This window comes from Nonomuraea africana (genome assembly GCF_014873535.1).
Lineage (GTDB): Bacteria > Actinomycetota > Actinomycetes > Streptosporangiales > Streptosporangiaceae > Nonomuraea > Nonomuraea africana.
Window position 1 is genome coordinate 628,340 of the sequence record NZ_JADBEF010000001.1, and the last position, 17,135, is coordinate 645,474.

General features: G+C 70.5%; 14 protein-coding genes. 4 read left to right on the top strand and 10 right to left on the bottom strand.

Going from position 1 to position 17,135, the window contains the following annotated elements; all coding sequences use genetic code 11:
- Positions 1–3: 3 nt before the first annotated feature.
- From H4W81_RS02860 to pepN, 7 genes are all read right to left on the bottom strand, one after another.
- Positions 4–2,175, bottom strand: coding sequence for a glycoside hydrolase family 31 protein (locus tag H4W81_RS02860; protein WP_192773339.1), 2,172 nt, complete (start codon positions 2,173–2,175; stop codon positions 4–6).
- The gene (locus H4W81_RS02865; protein ID WP_192773340.1) at positions 2,172–3,284 is read right to left on the bottom strand and encodes a glycoside hydrolase family 15 protein; all 1,113 of its coding nucleotides are present in this window, start codon (positions 3,282–3,284) and stop codon (positions 2,172–2,174) included. Before H4W81_RS02865 ends, H4W81_RS02860 begins: the two co-directional genes overlap by 4 nt.
- Positions 3,285–3,364: 80 nt before the next feature.
- Entirely contained in the window at positions 3,365–4,630 is a 1,266-nt protein-coding gene (locus H4W81_RS02870) for an ABC transporter substrate-binding protein (protein ID WP_192773341.1), read from the bottom strand.
- A 12-nt stretch (positions 4,631–4,642) separates the two neighbouring features.
- Positions 4,643–5,467, bottom strand: coding sequence for a carbohydrate ABC transporter permease (locus H4W81_RS02875; protein WP_318781488.1), 825 nt, complete (start codon positions 5,465–5,467; stop codon positions 4,643–4,645).
- Positions 5,468–5,531: 64 nt separating this feature from the next.
- The gene (locus H4W81_RS02880; protein ID WP_192773343.1) at positions 5,532–6,464 is read right to left on the bottom strand and encodes a carbohydrate ABC transporter permease; all 933 of its coding nucleotides are present in this window, start codon (positions 6,462–6,464) and stop codon (positions 5,532–5,534) included.
- On the bottom strand, positions 6,461–7,801 hold the full coding sequence (locus tag H4W81_RS02885) for an ROK family transcriptional regulator (RefSeq protein WP_192773344.1): 1,341 nt from the start codon (positions 7,799–7,801) through the stop codon (positions 6,461–6,463). The genes H4W81_RS02880 and H4W81_RS02885 overlap by 4 nt, the downstream gene beginning before the upstream one ends.
- A 143-nt stretch (positions 7,802–7,944) precedes the next feature.
- Complete coding sequence (gene pepN, locus H4W81_RS02890; protein WP_192773345.1) at positions 7,945–10,506, bottom strand: aminopeptidase N; 2,562 nt, start codon at positions 10,504–10,506, stop codon at positions 7,945–7,947.
- Between the two features lie 123 nt (positions 10,507–10,629).
- On the opposite strand from pepN, the gene H4W81_RS02895 reads away from it, so the two are divergent.
- Positions 10,630–11,250, top strand: coding sequence for a mycothiol-dependent nitroreductase Rv2466c family protein (locus H4W81_RS02895; RefSeq protein ID WP_192773346.1), 621 nt, complete (start codon positions 10,630–10,632; stop codon positions 11,248–11,250).
- A gap of 218 nt (positions 11,251–11,468) precedes the next feature.
- Entirely contained in the window at positions 11,469–12,872 is a 1,404-nt protein-coding gene (locus tag H4W81_RS02900; protein ID WP_192773347.1) for an aldehyde dehydrogenase family protein, read from the top strand.
- Between the two features lie 70 nt (positions 12,873–12,942).
- Here the strand turns inward: H4W81_RS02900 and def are convergent, their stop codons facing one another.
- Positions 12,943–13,431, bottom strand: a complete 489-nt coding sequence (gene def / locus H4W81_RS02905) for a peptide deformylase (RefSeq protein ID WP_192773348.1) — start codon at positions 13,429–13,431, stop codon at positions 12,943–12,945.
- 100 nt (positions 13,432–13,531) lie between these two features.
- Here def and H4W81_RS02910 point away from each other — a divergent pair, with 100 nt between their 5' ends.
- Positions 13,532–13,999, top strand: a complete 468-nt coding sequence (locus H4W81_RS02910) for a ribose-5-phosphate isomerase (protein ID WP_192773349.1) — start codon at positions 13,532–13,534, stop codon at positions 13,997–13,999.
- Positions 14,000–14,126: 127 nt separating this feature from the next.
- On the opposite strand, the gene H4W81_RS02915 is transcribed toward H4W81_RS02910, so the two are convergent.
- Positions 14,127–14,372 carry a hypothetical protein gene (locus H4W81_RS02915; protein ID WP_192773350.1) on the bottom strand — a complete coding sequence of 82 codons (246 nt, stop codon included), beginning with the start codon at positions 14,370–14,372 and terminating at the stop codon, positions 14,127–14,129.
- A gap of 253 nt (positions 14,373–14,625) precedes the next feature.
- Complete coding sequence (locus H4W81_RS02920) at positions 14,626–15,852, bottom strand: GNAT family N-acetyltransferase (protein WP_192773351.1); 1,227 nt, start codon at positions 15,850–15,852, stop codon at positions 14,626–14,628.
- A gap of 118 nt (positions 15,853–15,970) precedes the next feature.
- On the opposite strand from H4W81_RS02920, the gene H4W81_RS02925 reads away from it, so the two are divergent.
- Positions 15,971–17,086, top strand: a complete 1,116-nt coding sequence (locus H4W81_RS02925) for a PP2C family protein-serine/threonine phosphatase (RefSeq protein WP_192773352.1) — start codon at positions 15,971–15,973, stop codon at positions 17,084–17,086.
- The last annotated feature ends 49 nt before the right edge of the window (positions 17,087–17,135 follow it).

Here is a 17,135-nt window from a genome sequence, read left to right on the forward strand (position 1 = left end):
CCTTCAGGGGGCGAAGACGGGGGAGAGCGCCTGCCAGTGCTCCGCAGCGCAGAGCACCGGAGGTCTGTCGATGGGAGCGGGCAGCGTGAGCACCTGCCCGCCGTCGAGAGCCAGACCGGTCCAGACGTCGACCCACTCACCCTCGGGCAGGTAGGCCTCCACCTTGTCGGCGCCCGGCTCGGTCACGGGGATGACAAGCAGGGCGTCGCCAAGCTTGTACTGCAACGGATAGGACCAGATGGCCTCGTCGCCAGGGTGGTCGAAGAACAGCCCGCGCATCAGCGGCGCGCCGCCCCCGACGGCCTGCCGCGCCTGCTCGGCGAGGTAGGGCACCAGCCGCTCCCTGAGGTGCGCGAACCGCCTGAAGACCGGGATCACGCTGGAGTCGCCGGTCTGCTCGGCGACGTTCCACGGTGTCCTGTCCCGCAGCGGCCTGCGGTGGTGGTTGAACTCCGAGTGGTACTGCATGATCGGCATGAACGCCGAGGTCCCCGCCGCGCGCAGGTACAGCTCCGCGCTTGGCAGGTCGCCGGAGAACCCGGCCAGGTCCCAGCCCCAGTAGACGATCCCGCACGCGGACGCGGTGATCCCGGCCCTGATCGAGGAGCGGAAGGCCTCCCACGTGGAGTCCTCGTCACCGGCCCAGAAGGCGCCGTGCGGCTGCGAGCCCGCGAAACCCGCCCTGCTGAACGTCACGGGCGCCTTGCCCGCGCTCCTCAGCAGGTCGCCGAAGGCCCTGGCGTAGTGCACGGGGAACAGCCCGTTGCCGGCGTCGCCCCTGCGGCCGTCGCCGTAGCGCAGGTCGTGGCCCCACGCGTGCTCGCCGCCGTCGGTCTTGAAGCCGTCGATCCCGACCTCGTCGACCAGGTAGCGGCGCTTGGCCGTCCACCAGTCGCGCACGTCCTGCCGCGACAGGTCGGGCATGAGCGCCAGCGGGAACCACCAACCGCGGTTGCGGTACGGCCTGCCGTCCACCTCCCTGACGCACCTGTCCAGGATCTGCCTGGCGTCCACGGCCGCCTGGTGCCGGGGGTGGGGCCGCATCTTCTGCAGCGGGATCTGCCACAGCAGCACCTTGATGTCGCGCTCGTGCAGCTCGTCCACCATGCCCTTGGGGTCGGGCCAGGGGCCGTCCTCGGGGAAGCGGTAGTCGGCCAGGCGGTGCGGCTGCTCCGAAGGCTCGTACTCGGCGCCGCGGAAGGCGGTGAACGTCGTCTCGTCGCTCCACGCCTCGATGACCAGCGCGCCGACCGGGATGTCGGTCTCGCGGTGCCTGTCCATCTCGGCCATGACGCGTTCCTGCGTGTTCCACTCGTTGCCGCTGGCCCACAGCCTGAACACCCAGTCGGGCAGCTCGGTCGGGCGACCCACGGTGCCGAGGAAGGCATCGAGCACCTCGGCGGGCGAGCCCTCGTGCACCCGCAGCGTCAGCTCGTCCTCGACCTCGGCCTCCACGACCAGGCGCGCGCCGCTGAGGTCGTACCAGGTCCTGCGGGAGGTGTCCACGTGGAAGCCCCAGCTCCGCGGCCCGTCGACGACCAGCGCCAACGGCATCGGCAGATAGGTGCGGCCGTGCGCGCCCTGCGACTTGTACTGCTCGAACACCACCGCGTCGAGACGTCTGCCGCGCTGGTCGACGGCGTCGAAGCGCTCGCCGAACCCGACCACGTGCGCGCTGGGCGACAGCTCCAGCTCGAACCTGGCCTTGCGGACGCCGTCGCCGTCGGCCAGCCAGCGGACGCTGCCCGGCACCACGCGGTCGCCGCCCTCGACCACCAGCCGCCCGCCGTCCGGGCTCCACTGCGCCGCCGTCACCTCGAACCATCTGGTGGTACGGCCGCCCCCCCGGAAGCGGTAGGAGTAGCGGCGCCCCGCCTCGAGCGGAGGGGTCACGACCGACCACGAACCCGAGGCGGCCCTGGCCGCCTTCGCCTGCGCCGCGGCCAGGTGCCCGCCGTCGACCTTCGTGTTCTCCTCCTCGGCCGCGGGACGGCTGAGCGGCAGCACCATCACGGGATCGCCGATCATGAGCCAGTCGCACACCACCGACGTGACGTTCGCCGAGGCCCGCACCCGCAGCTCGACGCTCTGGCCGTCCATGGGCAGCACGGGCACCCGCTGGTCCTCGGACTCGGCGTAGGGGTGGCCGGAGCCGTGGGGACGATGGCGGATCACGAGCGCACCTCCAGCGCGTCGGCGAGCCACAGATACATGCCGTGCGACCACAGCAGTGGCGTCGCGACCGACCCCCATCGCTGCAGCCACTCGTCGAACCGGCCGGGCGCGAGCAGCACGTCCGACACCTGCTCCGGCAGCTCGCCGGCCTCGGTGGCCTGCGCGCCCATCCAGTCGAGGTAGCGCAGCGCCTCCTCGCGCCGTCCCGCCGCCGCGTGGTTGAGGCCCATGAACCCGGCCAGCAGCACCCAGCGGCCGCCGCCGTAGAAGGTGTCGGCGAGATAGCGGTGGACGCCGCCCTCGTGGGCGAGCTGCCGCTCCACCTCCGCCACCGTGGCCACGGCCACCGGGTGGTCCGCGGGGTAGAGGCCGAACGGGTACACGCACGCCAGCAGGCTGGCGTCCACCTCGTCGCTGCCGAGCCACTTGCGCAGGTGGCCGCCGGGCGCCACGCCCTCCGCCTCGACCAGCGCGGCGATGCCCTCGACCGCCTCGGCGGCGGCCTTGGCCTCGGTCTCGTCGAGCAGGCCGGTGCCGAGCGCCGCCCGCAGGCCGGCGTGGATGGCGCCGAGCGTCGAGACGTGCCGCTGGTCGACGTGCTCCTCCCACCAGTCGTAGCAGGGCTGGTCCCAGAACCACGACAGGTACGTGGCCGCCACCCTGACCGCGCGCTCGGCTCCCCGCACCGCCACGCCGTGCCGGACGGTGTGCTCGGCCAGCGCCCAGAGCCAGGTGCCGTAGCCGTCGAGCTGGTGGTCCCACCACTCGTCGGTGCCGTCGCCGCCCTCCAGCGTGAACCTGGTGGGCAACATCTCGGCGGGGGAGACGCTCTCGCCGTTCGCGGTCCGCTCGACGAGCGAATCCACCTGGGCCCGCCTGGCGCCGATCACTCCCGCGCACCACTCGTGGAAGGCGGTCACCCCCTCGACCTCGCCCGCGCGGCTCATGCCCTCGGCGATGAACGCGCCGTCCCGCAGCCAGGCATAGCCGCGGTAGGCCGAGAAGGTGGGACACGCCGGGTAGGCCCCCGAGGGCGACTGATGCGTGCTGATCACATCGACACTGCGCGACACGAGCTGCGCCCGCGCCAGGTCGCTTCCTACGATCACTTGGTCAGATCTCCTGGTGAGTTGACTGCTGCTTCGGTACGGCGGGAGCCGGGGTCAGCTGGTTCCGGCGGGAGCCGGGGTCAGCCGAGGAGGGCGTCGACCTTGGTGGCGGCCGACTTGAGCGCCTCCTCGACCGACACGCGCCCGGCGGCGGCGTTGGAGAGCTCCTGGGTGACGGCGTCCTGCATCTCCTGCTGCCTCTTGATCACCGGGGGCAGCGCGATCGACTTCAGCGAGTCGAAGACCGCCTGCCTGTTGGCGGGCTTGGGGTCCTTGAGGTAGCCGTCCAGCACCGCCTGGTCGGAGACGGGCGGCAGCTCCCACGACGACGTGATCCGCGTGGTGGCCGCGACGTTCGACGAGCTCAGGAACTTGGCCCACGCGTAGGCCTCCTTGCCGTGCCTGGTCGTCGTGGAGGCGGCCACGGAGTTGTGGAAGACCGCGCTGGCCTTGGCCGCGTCACCGGGCTCGACGACGACGTCCCACTCGAAGGGCACGTCCTTGAGGCCTGCGAACTGCCAGATGCCGTTGTGCCACATCGCGAGCTTGCCCGACTTGAACAGGTTGGTGTCGTAGTCGGCGGTGCCGCCGATCTCCGCCTCCGTCGGCATCGTCTTGCCGACCTTGGAGACCAGCCAGGTGGCCGCCTTGATCCCCTCGGGGCTGTTGAACGTCGACTTCTTGCCGTCGGCGGACAGGAACTCGCCGCCCGCCTGCTTGAGCGTCTTGTAGAACTCGAAGAACTGCACCGGCTGGAAGTCGCCGAAGACGCCCGCCTTCTTGTCGGTCAGCTTCTCCGCCGCGGCCTGCTCGTCCTTCCAGGTCCAGGAGGCGGTCGGCTCGGCGACCCCCGCCTTCTTGAACAGCTCCTTGTTGTAGAAGAGCACGACGGTGGAGAAGGAGGCCGGCAGCGCGTACTGCTTGCCCGCGTGCTTGAAGGCCTCGAGCGACTCCTGGGCGTAGCCGGAGGGGGCCGAGTCGCCCGCCACCGAACCCAGGTCGAGCAGCGAGCCGGCGCTGGCGTAGGTGACGAAGTTCTCGTAGTTGAGCTCGAAGGTGTCGGGCGCGGTGCCGCCGGCGATGCTGGTCTGCAGCTTGGTGAAGTACTGGTCGTACGGCGCGGTCTCGACGACCACGTCCACCTTCGGGTTCTCCTTCTCGAAGGCGGCGACGATCGTGTCGAGGTCCTTCACGTGGTCGGGCGCGGCCGAGAAGGTGAAGTACCGCAGTGTCACCTTGCCGCCCTCGGCGGTGGAGGTGTCCCTGGTCGCCGAGCCCTGCGAGCAGGCGGTGGCGAGGACGGCGGTGGCCAGGGCCGCGGCGGCGAGCCTTGTGCTCTTGGTCATGGGGGTGATCCTTTACTTGAGCCCGGACTGGGCGACTGAGGCGATGACGTGCTTCTGCGCGAAGAGATAGAGGATGAGGATCGGCACCACGCTGACCACCGATCCGGCCATGACGACGTTCCACTCGGTGGTGAAGCGGCCGTGCAGTTCGGCCAGGCCGAGCGGGAGCGTCATGAACTCGGGCGACTTGATGATCACCAGCGGCCACAGGTAGCTGTTCCAGCTGGCCATGAAGCCGAAGATGGCGAAGGTGGCCAGCGCGGGCCTGATCAGCGGCACCACAATGAGCGCAAAAATCCGGAAATGTCCGGCGCCGTCCAGCACCGCCGCCTCGTCGAACTCCTTCGGCACCTGCGCGATCGCCTGCCGCAGCAGGAAGACGCCGAACGCCGAGGCGATGGTCGGGGCGAGGACCGCGAAGTAGGTGTCGATGAGGTTGAAGGTCCGCATCTCGATGAACAGCGGCACGATCAGCACCTGCAGCGGCACCATCAGCGTCGCCAGGTAGACGGCGAACAGCGCGCCCCTGCCGGGGAAGGGCAGCCTGGCGAAGGCGTAGGCGGCCATCGCGCTCGTGACGAGCTGCAGGATGGTCGAGGCCGCGCCGATCCACACGCTGTTCAGCAGGATCCGCCAGAACGGCGTGACCTCGAGCAGCTTGCCGTAGGCGCCGAGGTTGGCCCCCTCGGGCGTGAAGTCGGGCGGGCCGGCCAGCACGCTGCCGCCGGGGGTGATCGAGGTGATCACCGCCCACGCGAACGGGAACAGCATCACCAGCGCGCCGCCGACGACCAGCAGGTACTTCAGAGCCTTACTGACAGGAAACCTGCTCGCCACCCTGCCGCCCCACCGTGAGTGCGTGGCCAGGACCGTAGCGGCAGGCCGGCTTGCACTTTTCCCATCAGTACCCATAGTTCACCCACCTGCGCTGGACACGGACCTGGATCAGCGTCACCAGGAGGACGACGGCGAACAGCAGCCACGACAGCGCCGAGGCGGCGCCCGCCCTGCCGTACTGGAAGGTGAGCCGGTAGACCTGCTCGACCACGACCTCGGTGGCCCCGCCGGGACCGCCGCCGGTCATGACGTGCACCTGGTCGAAGACCTGGAAGCCGTTGATCAGCGAGATGACGACCACGAAGAACGTCGAGGGCGACAGCAGCGGCAGCGTGATGCGGCGGAAGCGCTGCCACGCCGAGGCGCCGTCGACCCGGGCCGCCTCGTGGTACTCGTTCGGGATCGCCTGCAGCCCGGCCAGCAGGATGATCATGACGAAGCCGAGGTCCTTCCACGCCGAGGCGAGGATGATCGACGGCATCGCCCACGTCGGGTCGGTCCACCAGCCGGGGCCTTCGACGCCGAGCAGGCCGAGCGCCCAGTTCACGATGCCGCTGGCCGGGTTGAGCAGCCACTTCCACATCAGCGCCACCACGACCCAGCTGGTGATCACCGGCAGGAAGTAGATCGCGCGGAAGAGGTTGCGCCCGCCCATCGCCCTGTTCAGCAGCATCGCCAGGCCGAGCCCGCCGGCGTAGACGAGCGGCAGGTAGCCGGCGATGAAGTACAGCGTGTGCAGGAAGGCGGCCCGTGTCTTCGGGTCGGCGAGCACCTCGCCGTAGTTGTCGAGCCCGACCCAGCGCATCGGCTCGATCAGGTTCCACTCGTGCAGGCTGACCCACAGCGAGCCGGCCATCGGGACCAGCGTGAACAGCACCAGCGGGATCAGGCTCGGCAGCAGGAAGACCGCGACCGTGCCCGCGTAGCGCAGCCTGCGGCGTGGCGGCCGGAGCGCGTGCGCCGCCCTGGTCCTCGGCGGGGTGGCGGTGAGCGTCATGACGCCGCCCCGATCAGCCTGGCGCGCACGAGCCTGCCCTGCTCGCCCGCGGCGCCCGCCGCGTCGAACGGCGTGGCCAGCACCAGCGCCGCGGCTCCCTGGGCCCAGCTCGTCTCGTCCCAGCTCTCCACCTCGATGGAGATGTCGCGCCGTCCCGGCATGAGCTGCGCGCGGACCGCCCGGTCGAAGCCGACCTGCCAGAACGGCCAGTTGGCGACGCCCTCGCCGAGGATCACCACGACCTCGGGGTCGACCACGTTGATCAGGCCCGCGGTGGCGCGGCCGAGGATCCTGCCCGCCTCGTCGAAGACGTCCTGCGCGGCCCTGTCGCCCGCGGCGGCCGCCCTGCCGAGCGCGTCCACCGCCGCCCGCGCCCCGGGATCCCCGGCCAGCCCGGCCCACGAGTCCGGCCCCCCGGTTTCGGGTGGGGTCTTTTGGGGGACGGACCGGCGCCCGGGTGCCTGTGGGACTTCGTCTGGGGTTTTGTCGGGGGAGGGTGTGACGGGGGAGGGCTCGACGAGGAGGCCCTTCGCCCTGGCCGCCGTCACGAGCCCCGCCGAGCCGACGAACGCCTCCAGGCAGCCGGCCGTCCCGCATCCGCACCTCGGGCCCGAGGGGTCGACGGGCACGTGGCCGAACTCGCCCGCGCCGCCCCTCGCGCCCCGGTACACGCGCCCGTCCATCACGATGGCGGCGCCGACGCCCCGCCCGATCGTCAGGACCAGGAAGTCGCGGTGCGTGCGGCCCCTGCCGTACAGGCGCTCGGCGGCGGCCAGGGCGTTGACGTCGTTCTCCACCAGCACAGGGAGGCTGAGGCTGCGGCGCAGCCGCTCGCCCACCGGCATCGCCTGCCAGCCGAGCGTCGGCGCGTTGACCGTGCCGACAGCCTGGTCGTCCACGCTGCCGGGCACGCCGACGCCGATGCCGAGCAGTGGGGGAGCCTCGTCGATCTGGGCGACCACCTCGGCGACCGTCCTGACGAGGTCGTCGAGCGCGTGCGGCGAGGACGGGTCGAAGGGCCGCTCCCAGGAGCCCAGCACCTCGCCGTCCAGCCGGACATCGACGATCACCAGGTGGTCGGCCGTCACCTTGATCCCGAGGGCGCGCCCCGCGCTGCCCACCAGGCCGAGCCGCTGCGCGGGACGGCCGCCGCGCGAGGGCTTCAGGTCGAGCTCCTCCAGCATGCCGTGGCCCATCAGCTCGCGGGTCACCTGGGTGACGGAGGCGGGGCTGAGGTCGAGCTCGCGGGCGATTTCGGTACGGCTGAGCGGACCGACCGTGCCAAGAAGGGCGAGAATCGCCGTCCTGGTCAGGTCGCCGCGATCACTGCCTGCCATACAGGGACCGGACTTTCTTTGGAAATAAAGTTAGTGGTGAAAATATGAGACCCCGGGCATCCCGGTGTCAAGACTCCGAAACCGTCCTGAAACAAAACAAGGCCCCCGCCCGGAACCGGGCGGGGGCCTTGCCTTCGGCTAGGTCAGGAGGCGTCCTTGGCGCGGGCGCGCAGCGCGCGGCTCACGCCGTCGGCGCCCTCCAGGACCATCCGCCGCAGCGCCTGAGGCGCGCCGGAGGCGGCCAGGTACTCCTCGGCCGCCCGCACCGTCTCCTCCTCGATCAGCAGGGCGGGGAAGCAGCCGACCGCGAAGCTCTGCGCCATGTCGAACGTCCACTCCTCGTAGACGCGCCCGACCTCGGAGAAGTACTTCTCCTTGTACGGCCGGAGCAGCTCCACGTGGTGCGGGTCCTGGAACCCGGCGATCGTGGGGCGGAAGATGGCGTTGGCCAGCTTGCCGCCGGTGATCGCCGCCCACGCCTCGGCCTTGGCCTCGGCGGTGGGGATGGCGGCCCTGCACAGCGCCGCCGAGCGCTCGCCTGAGGCGGTCGCGTCGCGCTTGAGCTCGGCGTCGATGTCGGCGGCGCCGAGCACCCCGCCGGAGACCAGCGCGTGGGTCAGCGTCCAGCGCAGGTCGGCGTCGACGGCCAGCCCCTCGGGCGCCGAGGTGCCGTCGAGGACGCCCTTCACGAAGGCCAGGTCCTCGGTGGAGGTGGCCACCGCGCAGAAGGCGTTGACGTAGGCGAGCTGGTGGTCGGAGCCGGGCTCGGCGGAGCCGATCCACGACTTCAGCGCCGCCGCGAGCTGGGCCAGGCCCTCGGCCTGCCACGCGGGGTCGGCGTACTGCTGCACGGCCTGGCGGGCCTGGCGCAGCACGGTCTGCACGACCGTGATGTCCTTGACGGTCTCGATGCCGGAGATGACCAGCTTGACGTAGTCGCGGGTGGCCATCTCGGCGTCACGGGTCATGTCCCACGCCGCCGACCAGCACAGGGCGCGCGGCAGCGACTCGGCGAACCGCGAGATGCCGCCGCCCACCAGCGTGGCCAGCGAGCGCTCGTCGAGGCGGATCTTCGCGTAGGTCAGGTCGTCGTCGTTGATCAGGACGAGGTCGGGCTGGGTCTCGCCGACCAGCTCGGCCACCGCCGTACGGGCGCCCACCACGTCGAGCTCGACCCGCTTGGTCCTGGTCAGCGCGCCGTCGACCAGGGAGTACAGGCCGACGGCGACGCGGTGCGAGCGCAGCGTCGGGTACTCGGCCGGAGCCTCCTGCAGCACCTCGAAGCTCTCGAAACGGCCCTCGGCGTCGACGGTGAAGGACGGGCGCAGCGTGTTGACCCACGAGGTCTCCAGCCACTCCTTCGACCAGGACGACAGGTCGCGGCCGCTGGTCCGCTCCAACGCGGTGAGCAGGTCCTTCAGCTCGGTGTTGCCCCAGGCGTGCTCGTTGAAGTAGTCGCGCACGCCGGCCAGGAAGTTGTCGAGGCCGACGTAGGCCACCAGCTGCTTGAGCACCGAGGCGCCCTTGGCGTAGGTGATGCCGTCGAAGTTGACCTCGACCGCCTGCATGTCGGGGATGTCGGCGGCGATCGGGTGGGTCGAGGGCAGCTGGTCCTGGCGGTAGGCCCAGGCCTTCTCCACGTTGGCGAACGTGGTCCAGGCGCCCTTGCCCCAGCGGGTGGCCTCGGCCTGGCACAGCACCGAGGCGTAGGTGGCGAACGACTCGTTCAGCCACAGGTCGTCCCACCAGCGCATGGTGACCAGGTCGCCGAACCACATGTGCGCCATCTCGTGCAGGATCGTCTCGGCGCGGCGTTCGACGATGGCGTCGGTCACGCGGGAGCGGAAGACGTAGTCCTCGAGGAAGGTGACGCAGCCCGCGTTCTCCATCGCGCCCGCGTTGAACTCCGGCACGAACAGCTGGTCGTACTTGCCGAACGGGTAGCGGACGCCGAAGACCTTGTGGAAGAAGTCGAAGCCCTGGCGGGTCAGCTCGAAGATGTTGTCGGCGTCGAGGTGCTCGGCCAGCGAGGCGCGGCAGTAGACGCCCAGCGGGATGCCGTCGTGCTCGGAGGTCACCTTGTGGTAGCCGCCGGCCACCAGCGCGGTGATGTAGGTCGAGATGGGCGCCGTGGGCGCGAAGTGGTGGCGCTTGGCCGCCTGCGCCGTGCCGTGGCGGCCCTGGTGGGCGGCCAACTCCTCCACCGTGTCGGCGGCGGCGTTGGAGACGACCTCCCAGTCGGCCGGCGCGATCACGGTCAGTTCGAACGTCGCCTTCAGGTCGGGCTGGTCGAAACAGGCGTACATCCGGTGGGCGTCGGCCGTCTCGAACTGCGTGTGCAGGTAGACCTTCTGGTCCTCGGGGTCGACGAACCTGTGCAGGCCCTCGCCCGTGCGCATGTAGGCGCAGTCGGCGTCGACGACCAGCACGTTCTCCGCCGCCAGCCCCGGCAGCGGGAACCTTCCCTTGTCCTCGTCATAGGCGGCCACGTCGAGCGTGACCCCGTTCAGCTCCATCGAGCGCACGTGCGCGCCGTGCAGGTCGATGAACGTCGTCGCGCCGGGCTCCGCGGCGGAGAAGCGAACGGTCGTGACGCTCTCGAACCGCTCCTCACCCTCCGTCAGGTCGAGCTTGACGTCGTACGACTCGACCTTCAACAGCCGGGCCCGCTCGCGAGCTTCGTCACGGGTCAGGTTGCCTGCCAAGATCCGCTCCTCTTCACCACATCTTTGGGGTTTTGTCTGAATCCTGCCACGCCAGGAATAGTCCTGACTCTCACTCAGGTTATGGCCGACGGCAAGGTCATCACGAACGAGGGAACCGCACCCATGGCCGAACGAACCCCTGTAGACCTCTGGTTCGACCCTTTCTGTCCCTTCGCCTGGATCACCTCACGCTGGTTGGTGGAGGTCGAGCAGGTGCGCCCCATCGAACCCCGCTGGCACATCATGAGCCTGACCGTGCTCAACGAGGACAAGGACATCCCCGACTCCTACCGCGAGATGCTGGCCGGCGCGATCGGCCCGGTGCGGGTCGTCGCCGCCGCGGCCCAGAAGTACGGCGAGCACGTCGTCGGCCCGCTCTACACCGAGCTCGGCACCCGGTTCCACAACGAGGGCAGGCCCAAGGAGGGCCCCACGATCAGGGACACGATCGGTGACGCCCTGGTGGCCGCGGGTCTCGACAGGGAGCTGGCCGACGCCATGGACTCCACCGACCACGACGAGGCCGTCAGGGAGTCGCACGCGCGCGGCATCGACCTGGTCGGCCAGGAAGTCGGCACCCCGGTGATCCAGGTCGAGGGCGTCGCCTTCTTCGGGCCCGTCCTGACCAGGATCCCTCGCGGTGAGGACGCGGGCCGCCTCTGGGACGGCGTGCGCACCGTGGCCGCCTTCGACGACTTCTTCGAGCTCAAGCGCTCCCGCACCCGCCGCCCCGTCTTCGACTGACGGGCCCGGCCAAGGACGTCGATCCCCTTGCGGGGCCGCTCCCTGGGGGATCGCCGTCCTGACCCGCCGCTTGACCACGATCTCGGACATCTCACCCCAACCGCGGCGCTTCGCCGTACCCTCTTGAGGAGGCGACAGAGTTGCGGTGGTACGGCAGGCACCCCGCGTGACGCGCCGGCCACTCGCTTTGTGACCTTCGACGCGCAAGGATGGGGACCATGCGTCATCTCTATATCAACGGGGCGTGGACCGCCTCGGTCTCGGGCGAGGGCATCGACGTCGTCAACCCGGCCACCGAGGAGACGATCGACAGAGTTCCCGCGGGCGCCCCTGATGACGCGGAGGCGGCGGTGCTCTTCGCCCGCGCGGCCTTCCCCTCTTGGTCCGCCATGGCCCCCGCCGAGCGCGGCAAACTGCTGGCCGCCGCCGCCGACCTGCTGAAGGAGCGGGCCGAGAGCGTCGCGAGGACGATCGCCACCGACATGGGCGCGCCGTACGGCTTCGCGCTCAAGGTGCAGACGCTCATGCCCGCCGGCGTCCTCGCCTCCTACGCGCAGCTGGCCGAGTCGCACCCGCGAGAGTCCAGGATCGGCAACTCCCTCGTGGTGAAGGAGCCCGTGGGCGTGGTCGCCGCGATCACCCCGTGGAACTACCCCCTGCACCAGATCATCTGCAAGGTCGCGCCCGCGCTGGCCGCGGGATGCACGGTGGTGCTCAAGCCGAGCGAGGTGGCGCCGCTGGCCGCCTACGCGCTCGCCGAGATCTTCCACGACGTCGGCCTGCCGCGCGGTGTGTTCAACCTGATCAGCGGCAGGGGGCCGGTGGTCGGCGAGGCGCTGGCCACCCACCCCGAGGTCGACATGGTCTCCTTCACGGGCTCGACCAGGGCGGGCAGGCGCGTGGCGGCGCTGGCCGCCGAGAGCGTCAAGCGGGTGGCGCTCGAGCTGGGCGGCAAGTCGGCCAACCTCATCCTGCCCGACGCCGATCTCACGAGCGCGGTGAAGGCGGGCGTCGCCAACGCCTTCGTCAACTCCGGCCAGACCTGCTCGGCCTGGTCGCGGATGATCGTCCACCGCGACCAGTACGACACGGCGGTGGGCCTCGCGGTCGAGGCGGCCCGCAAGTACACCATCGGCGACCCCTTCGACGAGGCGACCAGGCTGGGCCCGCTCGTCTCCGCCGCGCAGCGCGACCGGGTGGTCCGCTACATCAACACCGGCCAGGAGGAGGGCGCGCGCCTCATCATCGGCGGCACCGAGCCGCCGATCGAGCGCGGCTACTTCATCGAGCCCACGATCTTCGCGGGCGTGGAGCCCGGGATGACGATCGAGCAGGAGGAGATCTTCGGCCCCGTCCTGTCGATCATCCCCTACACCAGCGAGGACCAGGCGGTGCAGATCGCCGACGGCACCCGCTACGGCCTGGCGGGCGCGGTGTGGGCGGGCACGCAGGAACGGGCGGTCGCGGTGGCGAGACGCCTGCGGACCGGACAGGTCTCGATCAACGGAGGCCCGTTCAACCCGCAGGCGCCCTTCGGCGGCTACAAGCACTCGGGCATCGGCAGAGAGCTGGGCGAGCACGGCCTCGAGGAGTACTTCGAGATCAAGTCGCTCCAGCTCTGACCGCTAGAGGATCAGCCCGCCCGTGGCGCGGCCGTTCAGAACTCCCATGCGGCCAACCTGGGCGACCGGTTCAGGGCGTGCGCTGGAGAATGCGGCGAGCCTCGTTCTTCGGCAGGTGGTCGACGTAGAGCGTGCCGTCGAGGTGGTCGGTCTCGTGCTGGAAGCAGCGCGCCAGCAGTCCGCGGGCCCTGAGCTTGACCTTCCTGCCGAGCCTGTCCATCCCCTCGATGCACACGCCCGCCGCCCTCGGGGTGGACGCGTAGAGCGGCTTGCCCGTGTCGCGTCCCGGGACCGAGAGGCAGCCCTCCTCGTCGAGCACCACCTCGGGGTCGTCGACGGTGAGCACCGGGTTGATCAGGTGGCCCTTGCGCCCGCTGCAGTCGTAGACGAACAGCCGGCGCGACACGCCGATCTGCGGTCCGGCCAGGCCGACGCCGTCGGCGGCGTACATCGCGTCGAACATCTCGTCGATCAGCTTGCGCAGCTCGCGGTCGAAGTCGACGACAGGCTCGGCTGGGGTGCGCAGCACCGGGTCGCCGATGTAGCGGATCTCGCGCATGGGGCCGTCTACTCCTGTAAGGACTGAGGTTGGCCGGAGCCACTTACCCTACCGTGGGACCACAGTCGAGCGCGCCCCAGGGACCTGAGAGACTGGACGCGTGCGTGTCTACATCGGTGCCGACCATGCCGGCTATGAGCTGAAGAACCACCTTGCCACCTGGTTGAAGGACCACGGCCATGAGGTGACCGACTGCGGTCCGTTCGTCTACGACGCCGAGGACGACTACCCCGCCTTCGTGCTGCGCGCGGCGGAGGGGGTCGCGGGCGACCCCGGCAGCCTCGGCATCGTGATCGGCGGCTCGGGCAACGGCGAGCAGATCGCCGCCAACAAGGTGCGCGGCATCCGCGCGGCCCTGGCGTGGAGCGAGGAGACGGCGCAGCTGGCGCGCGAGCACAACAACGCCAACATCGTCAGCGTGGGCGCACGCATGCACACCCAGGAGGAGGCGACCAGGTTCGTCGAGGTCTTCCTCGGCACCGCCTTCTCGGGCGCGGCACGCCACAGCCGCCGCATCGCGCAGCTGTCCTCCTACGAGACCATCGGCCAGCTGCCCGCCCTGCCGTAACCCCGCCCTGCCGTAACCCCGCCCCGTAAGCCCGCCTGTCCGGCCGCCCTGCCGGCTGGCCTGACGGCTGTCCTGTCACTCGCCGCGCGATGGCCGTCCGGCCCCGCGGCGGGTCACGGCTTGTGGGTCATGGCTTGCGGCGGGTATCGCGGCGCGAACCCTCCACCCGCGGGCGGCCCTCCCTGCGTGAACCCTCATCGCGCGGACGGCCGTCCCTGCGCGGACTCTCGTCCCGCGACCTGGCCTCGCGGCGCGGCGTCTCGTCGCGCAGCGGTCGCCGGTCGGCGGCCTCCTGCTGCTCCTGCGACGGTTTCGACACGTCTCTCGCCCGCATCGCGGTGATCGCCGTGATCTGCAAGCTCTGGAGCGCCATGACCTCGACTGTACGCCGTGACGGCGGGGAGCGAAGTCCTGCTGGGCGGCGCGCCCGCGGTGGAGGGGACCATGTGACCGCGGAGGCGCCGGACCGGCTTGCCGTACGGGAACCTGGTGTACGGGAACCAGGCGCACCAGAAAACAGATGTACCGGAACCAGATGTACCGGAACCAGATGTACCGGAACCAGATGCACCGGAAACAGATGCACCGGAAACAGCCGCACCGGAGACAGGTACACCGGAGACAGGTCAGAAGACGTTGCCGGCCCACGGGGCGGGGGACCAGGACATGGCCGCGGCCAGGGCGCGGACTGCGCCCGCCCTGTGCTCGGTCAGCAGCCCCGCGGCGCGCTGCGCCTCCAGCGCGCCGGCGCCGAGATAGGCGCCGCCCAGCGCGGCTACCTGCAGCGACACGTCGGGGGCCTCGTCGGTCGGCTTGCACGAGACCGAGGCGGTGTCGGCGGTGAGCCGCCAGCGACCCTCGTTCCACGGGCAGACGTCGTCGGCCACCTCCAGCACCACGTCCACGGGCGCGGCGTAGGCGCGGGCGCTCAGCGCCGCGTCGACCGAGACCAGGCGCACCCACAGCTCGTCGCCCCACGAGGCGTTGAGATGGCGGACGTCGGCCAGCAGCTGCGTGATCGGATCGTCCACGGGGCGCCCCGCCGTGACCTTGCTGACCAGGTCGCGGTTGAGCACCGACTGCCACAGCAGCGCGTGGGCGGCGGCGTCGGTGGCGTAGAGCTCGCGCAGGTGCAGCTCGCCGTCGGGCTGGCCGTTGTCGCCCCACATGGACTTGACCCTGAACAGCGCGTAGCCGCGCACCCGGTCGGCGTCCTCGGCCAAGACGCAGCGCAGGGCGCCCGCGCCCTCCTGGTCGAACTCCTCGTCGGCCAGGACGCCCGTCCAGAAGTGCTCGTTGCGCCGGTACTGGCCGGGGCGCTCGGCCACGAGCGACTCGTAGACCTCCTCCAGCGTGGACCTGACGTCGGCGGGCTTGGCCACGGTGATCCTGAGCGCCGGGTCCACCGGCGCGCCCGCGACGAACGCCGAGCCGTGCTTGGGGATGCGGACGGACAGTCCGTCGGAGGCCCTGCCGTAGCCGAACCGGCCATAGATGACCGCCTCGGAGGCGTAGAGCGCGGCCACGGCCTCGCCGCGCTCGCGGATGTCGGCGAGCTGGCGGTGCATCAGGTGGGAGAGGATGCCGCGGCGGCGGTGGGAGGGAAGGACGCTGACCGCGGTCACGCCCGCCACGGGCAGCTGCCCGCCCGGCACGGTCATCGTGAAGCTGTGGATGCCGGTGACCCCGGCGATGACGTCTCCGTCGAAGGCGGCGAGCGTCCTGTCGAACTCGGTGTTGGCCTTCCAGCGCTCTGCCTGGGTCGGGTGCGGGGTCCAGTTGAAGCCTTCGGCGAGCACGCCGCTGAACGACGTCCACTCGTCTTCCGAGATGGGGCGGATCGGATAGCTCATCCGTCCACGGTAGGAGCGGGCAAAGGGGGAGGGCCACCCAATATCCGTTCTTAGTGATCAAGGCGTTGGTCAAGTGGGCTGCCCAAACCAGTGAGAGACCGATACAGTCGAGCGCATCATGAGTTCACGTCCGGCGCCGCTCATCCCGCCACGGCTCCGTGCGTTGCTTGTCAAGGTGCCGGGTTTGGTGCCTGTTGTCAGGTTCCTGCGGCGGGGTCCGCTGGCCAGGGACCGCAACCTGCTGATCACCCTGGGCGTGCTGACGCTGCTGATCGGCGGACTGGCGGCGCGGGTGTCCACCGAGTGGTTCTCGCCCTCGCTGCTCATCCTGATCACCCTCGTCGGCGGACTGCAACTGCGCCTGCGCAGTCTCGCGATGCTGCTGATGTGCGTGCTGACCGCGCTCGCCTACATTGGAGCGGTCCTCGGGGTCAACAGGATCGGCCTCGGGCTCATGGTCACCATCGGCTTCACCGCGGTCCTAGCGGCGCTCATGGCCCGCACCCGCGGCAAGCTGGGCGTCCAGGGGCTGCGCGGCGACGCGATGCTGCTGGAGCTACGCGACAGGCTCAAGAGTCAGAGCGAGCTGCCCCCGCTGCCCAAGGACTGGGGCGCCAAGGTCGTGCTCAAGCAGGCGGGCGGCTCCTCCTTCGGCGGCGACTTCCTGGTCTCCATGCGCGACGGCGACCAGCTGGAGCTCGCGCTGGTCGACGTCTCGGGCAAGGGCGTCGACGCGGGCACCAGGGCACTGCTGCTGTCCGGCACGTTCGGCGGGCTGCTCGGCTCGGTCGACGACTTCCTGCAGGCGTGCAACTCCTACCTGCACCGCCAGCGCGGTGACGAGGGCTTCGTCACGGCCGTCCACCTGCGCCTCGATCTGGCCACGGGCGCATACACGATCACCTCGGCCGGGCATCCGCCCGTCGTGAAGCTCGACGCGGGCACCGGCAACTGGGAGATCGCCTCGGCCAAGGGTGTGGTCCTCGGCGTGGTGCCCGACCTGCACTGCGAGGCCGACAGCGGAGTACTGCGCAAGGGCGACGCGCTGCTGCTCTACACCGACGGCCTGATCGAGCAGCCGGGCCGCGACATCGACGCGGGGCTCGACAGGCTCCTCGGCGAGGCCGACAGGCTGCTGCCCCTGGGCTTTCGCGACGGAGCCAGAGCCCTGGTCAACTCGATGGCCTCGGGCCACAACGACGACTGCGCGCTCGTGCTCATCTGGCGACCATGACGAATGACATGGCCAGATCGTGAGCTGAGTCACTGTCTGGCTGTGGATC

Bases quoted from the DNA above. Each gene is read 5' to 3' on its own strand.
- H4W81_RS02870 (WP_192773341.1), bottom strand. From the start codon at position 4,630: ATGACCAAGAGCACAAGGCTCGCCGCCGCGGCCCTGGCCACCGCCGTC.
- H4W81_RS02880 (WP_192773343.1), bottom strand. From the start codon at position 6,464: ATGACGCTCACCGCCACCCCGCCGAGGACCAGGGCGGCGCACGCGCTC.
- H4W81_RS02885 (WP_192773344.1), bottom strand. From the start codon at position 7,801: ATGGCAGGCAGTGATCGCGGCGACCTGACCAGGACGGCGATTCTCGCC.
- H4W81_RS02895 (WP_192773346.1), top strand. From the start codon at position 10,630: ATGGCCGAACGAACCCCTGTAGACCTCTGGTTCGACCCTTTCTGTCCC.
- H4W81_RS02900 (WP_192773347.1), top strand. From the start codon at position 11,469: ATGCGTCATCTCTATATCAACGGGGCGTGGACCGCCTCGGTCTCGGGC.
- def (WP_192773348.1), bottom strand. From the start codon at position 13,431: ATGCGCGAGATCCGCTACATCGGCGACCCGGTGCTGCGCACCCCAGCC.
- H4W81_RS02915 (WP_192773350.1), bottom strand. From the start codon at position 14,372: ATGGCGCTCCAGAGCTTGCAGATCACGGCGATCACCGCGATGCGGGCG.
- H4W81_RS02920 (WP_192773351.1), bottom strand. From the start codon at position 15,852: ATGAGCTATCCGATCCGCCCCATCTCGGAAGACGAGTGGACGTCGTTC.
- H4W81_RS02925 (WP_192773352.1), top strand. From the start codon at position 15,971: ATGAGTTCACGTCCGGCGCCGCTCATCCCGCCACGGCTCCGTGCGTTG.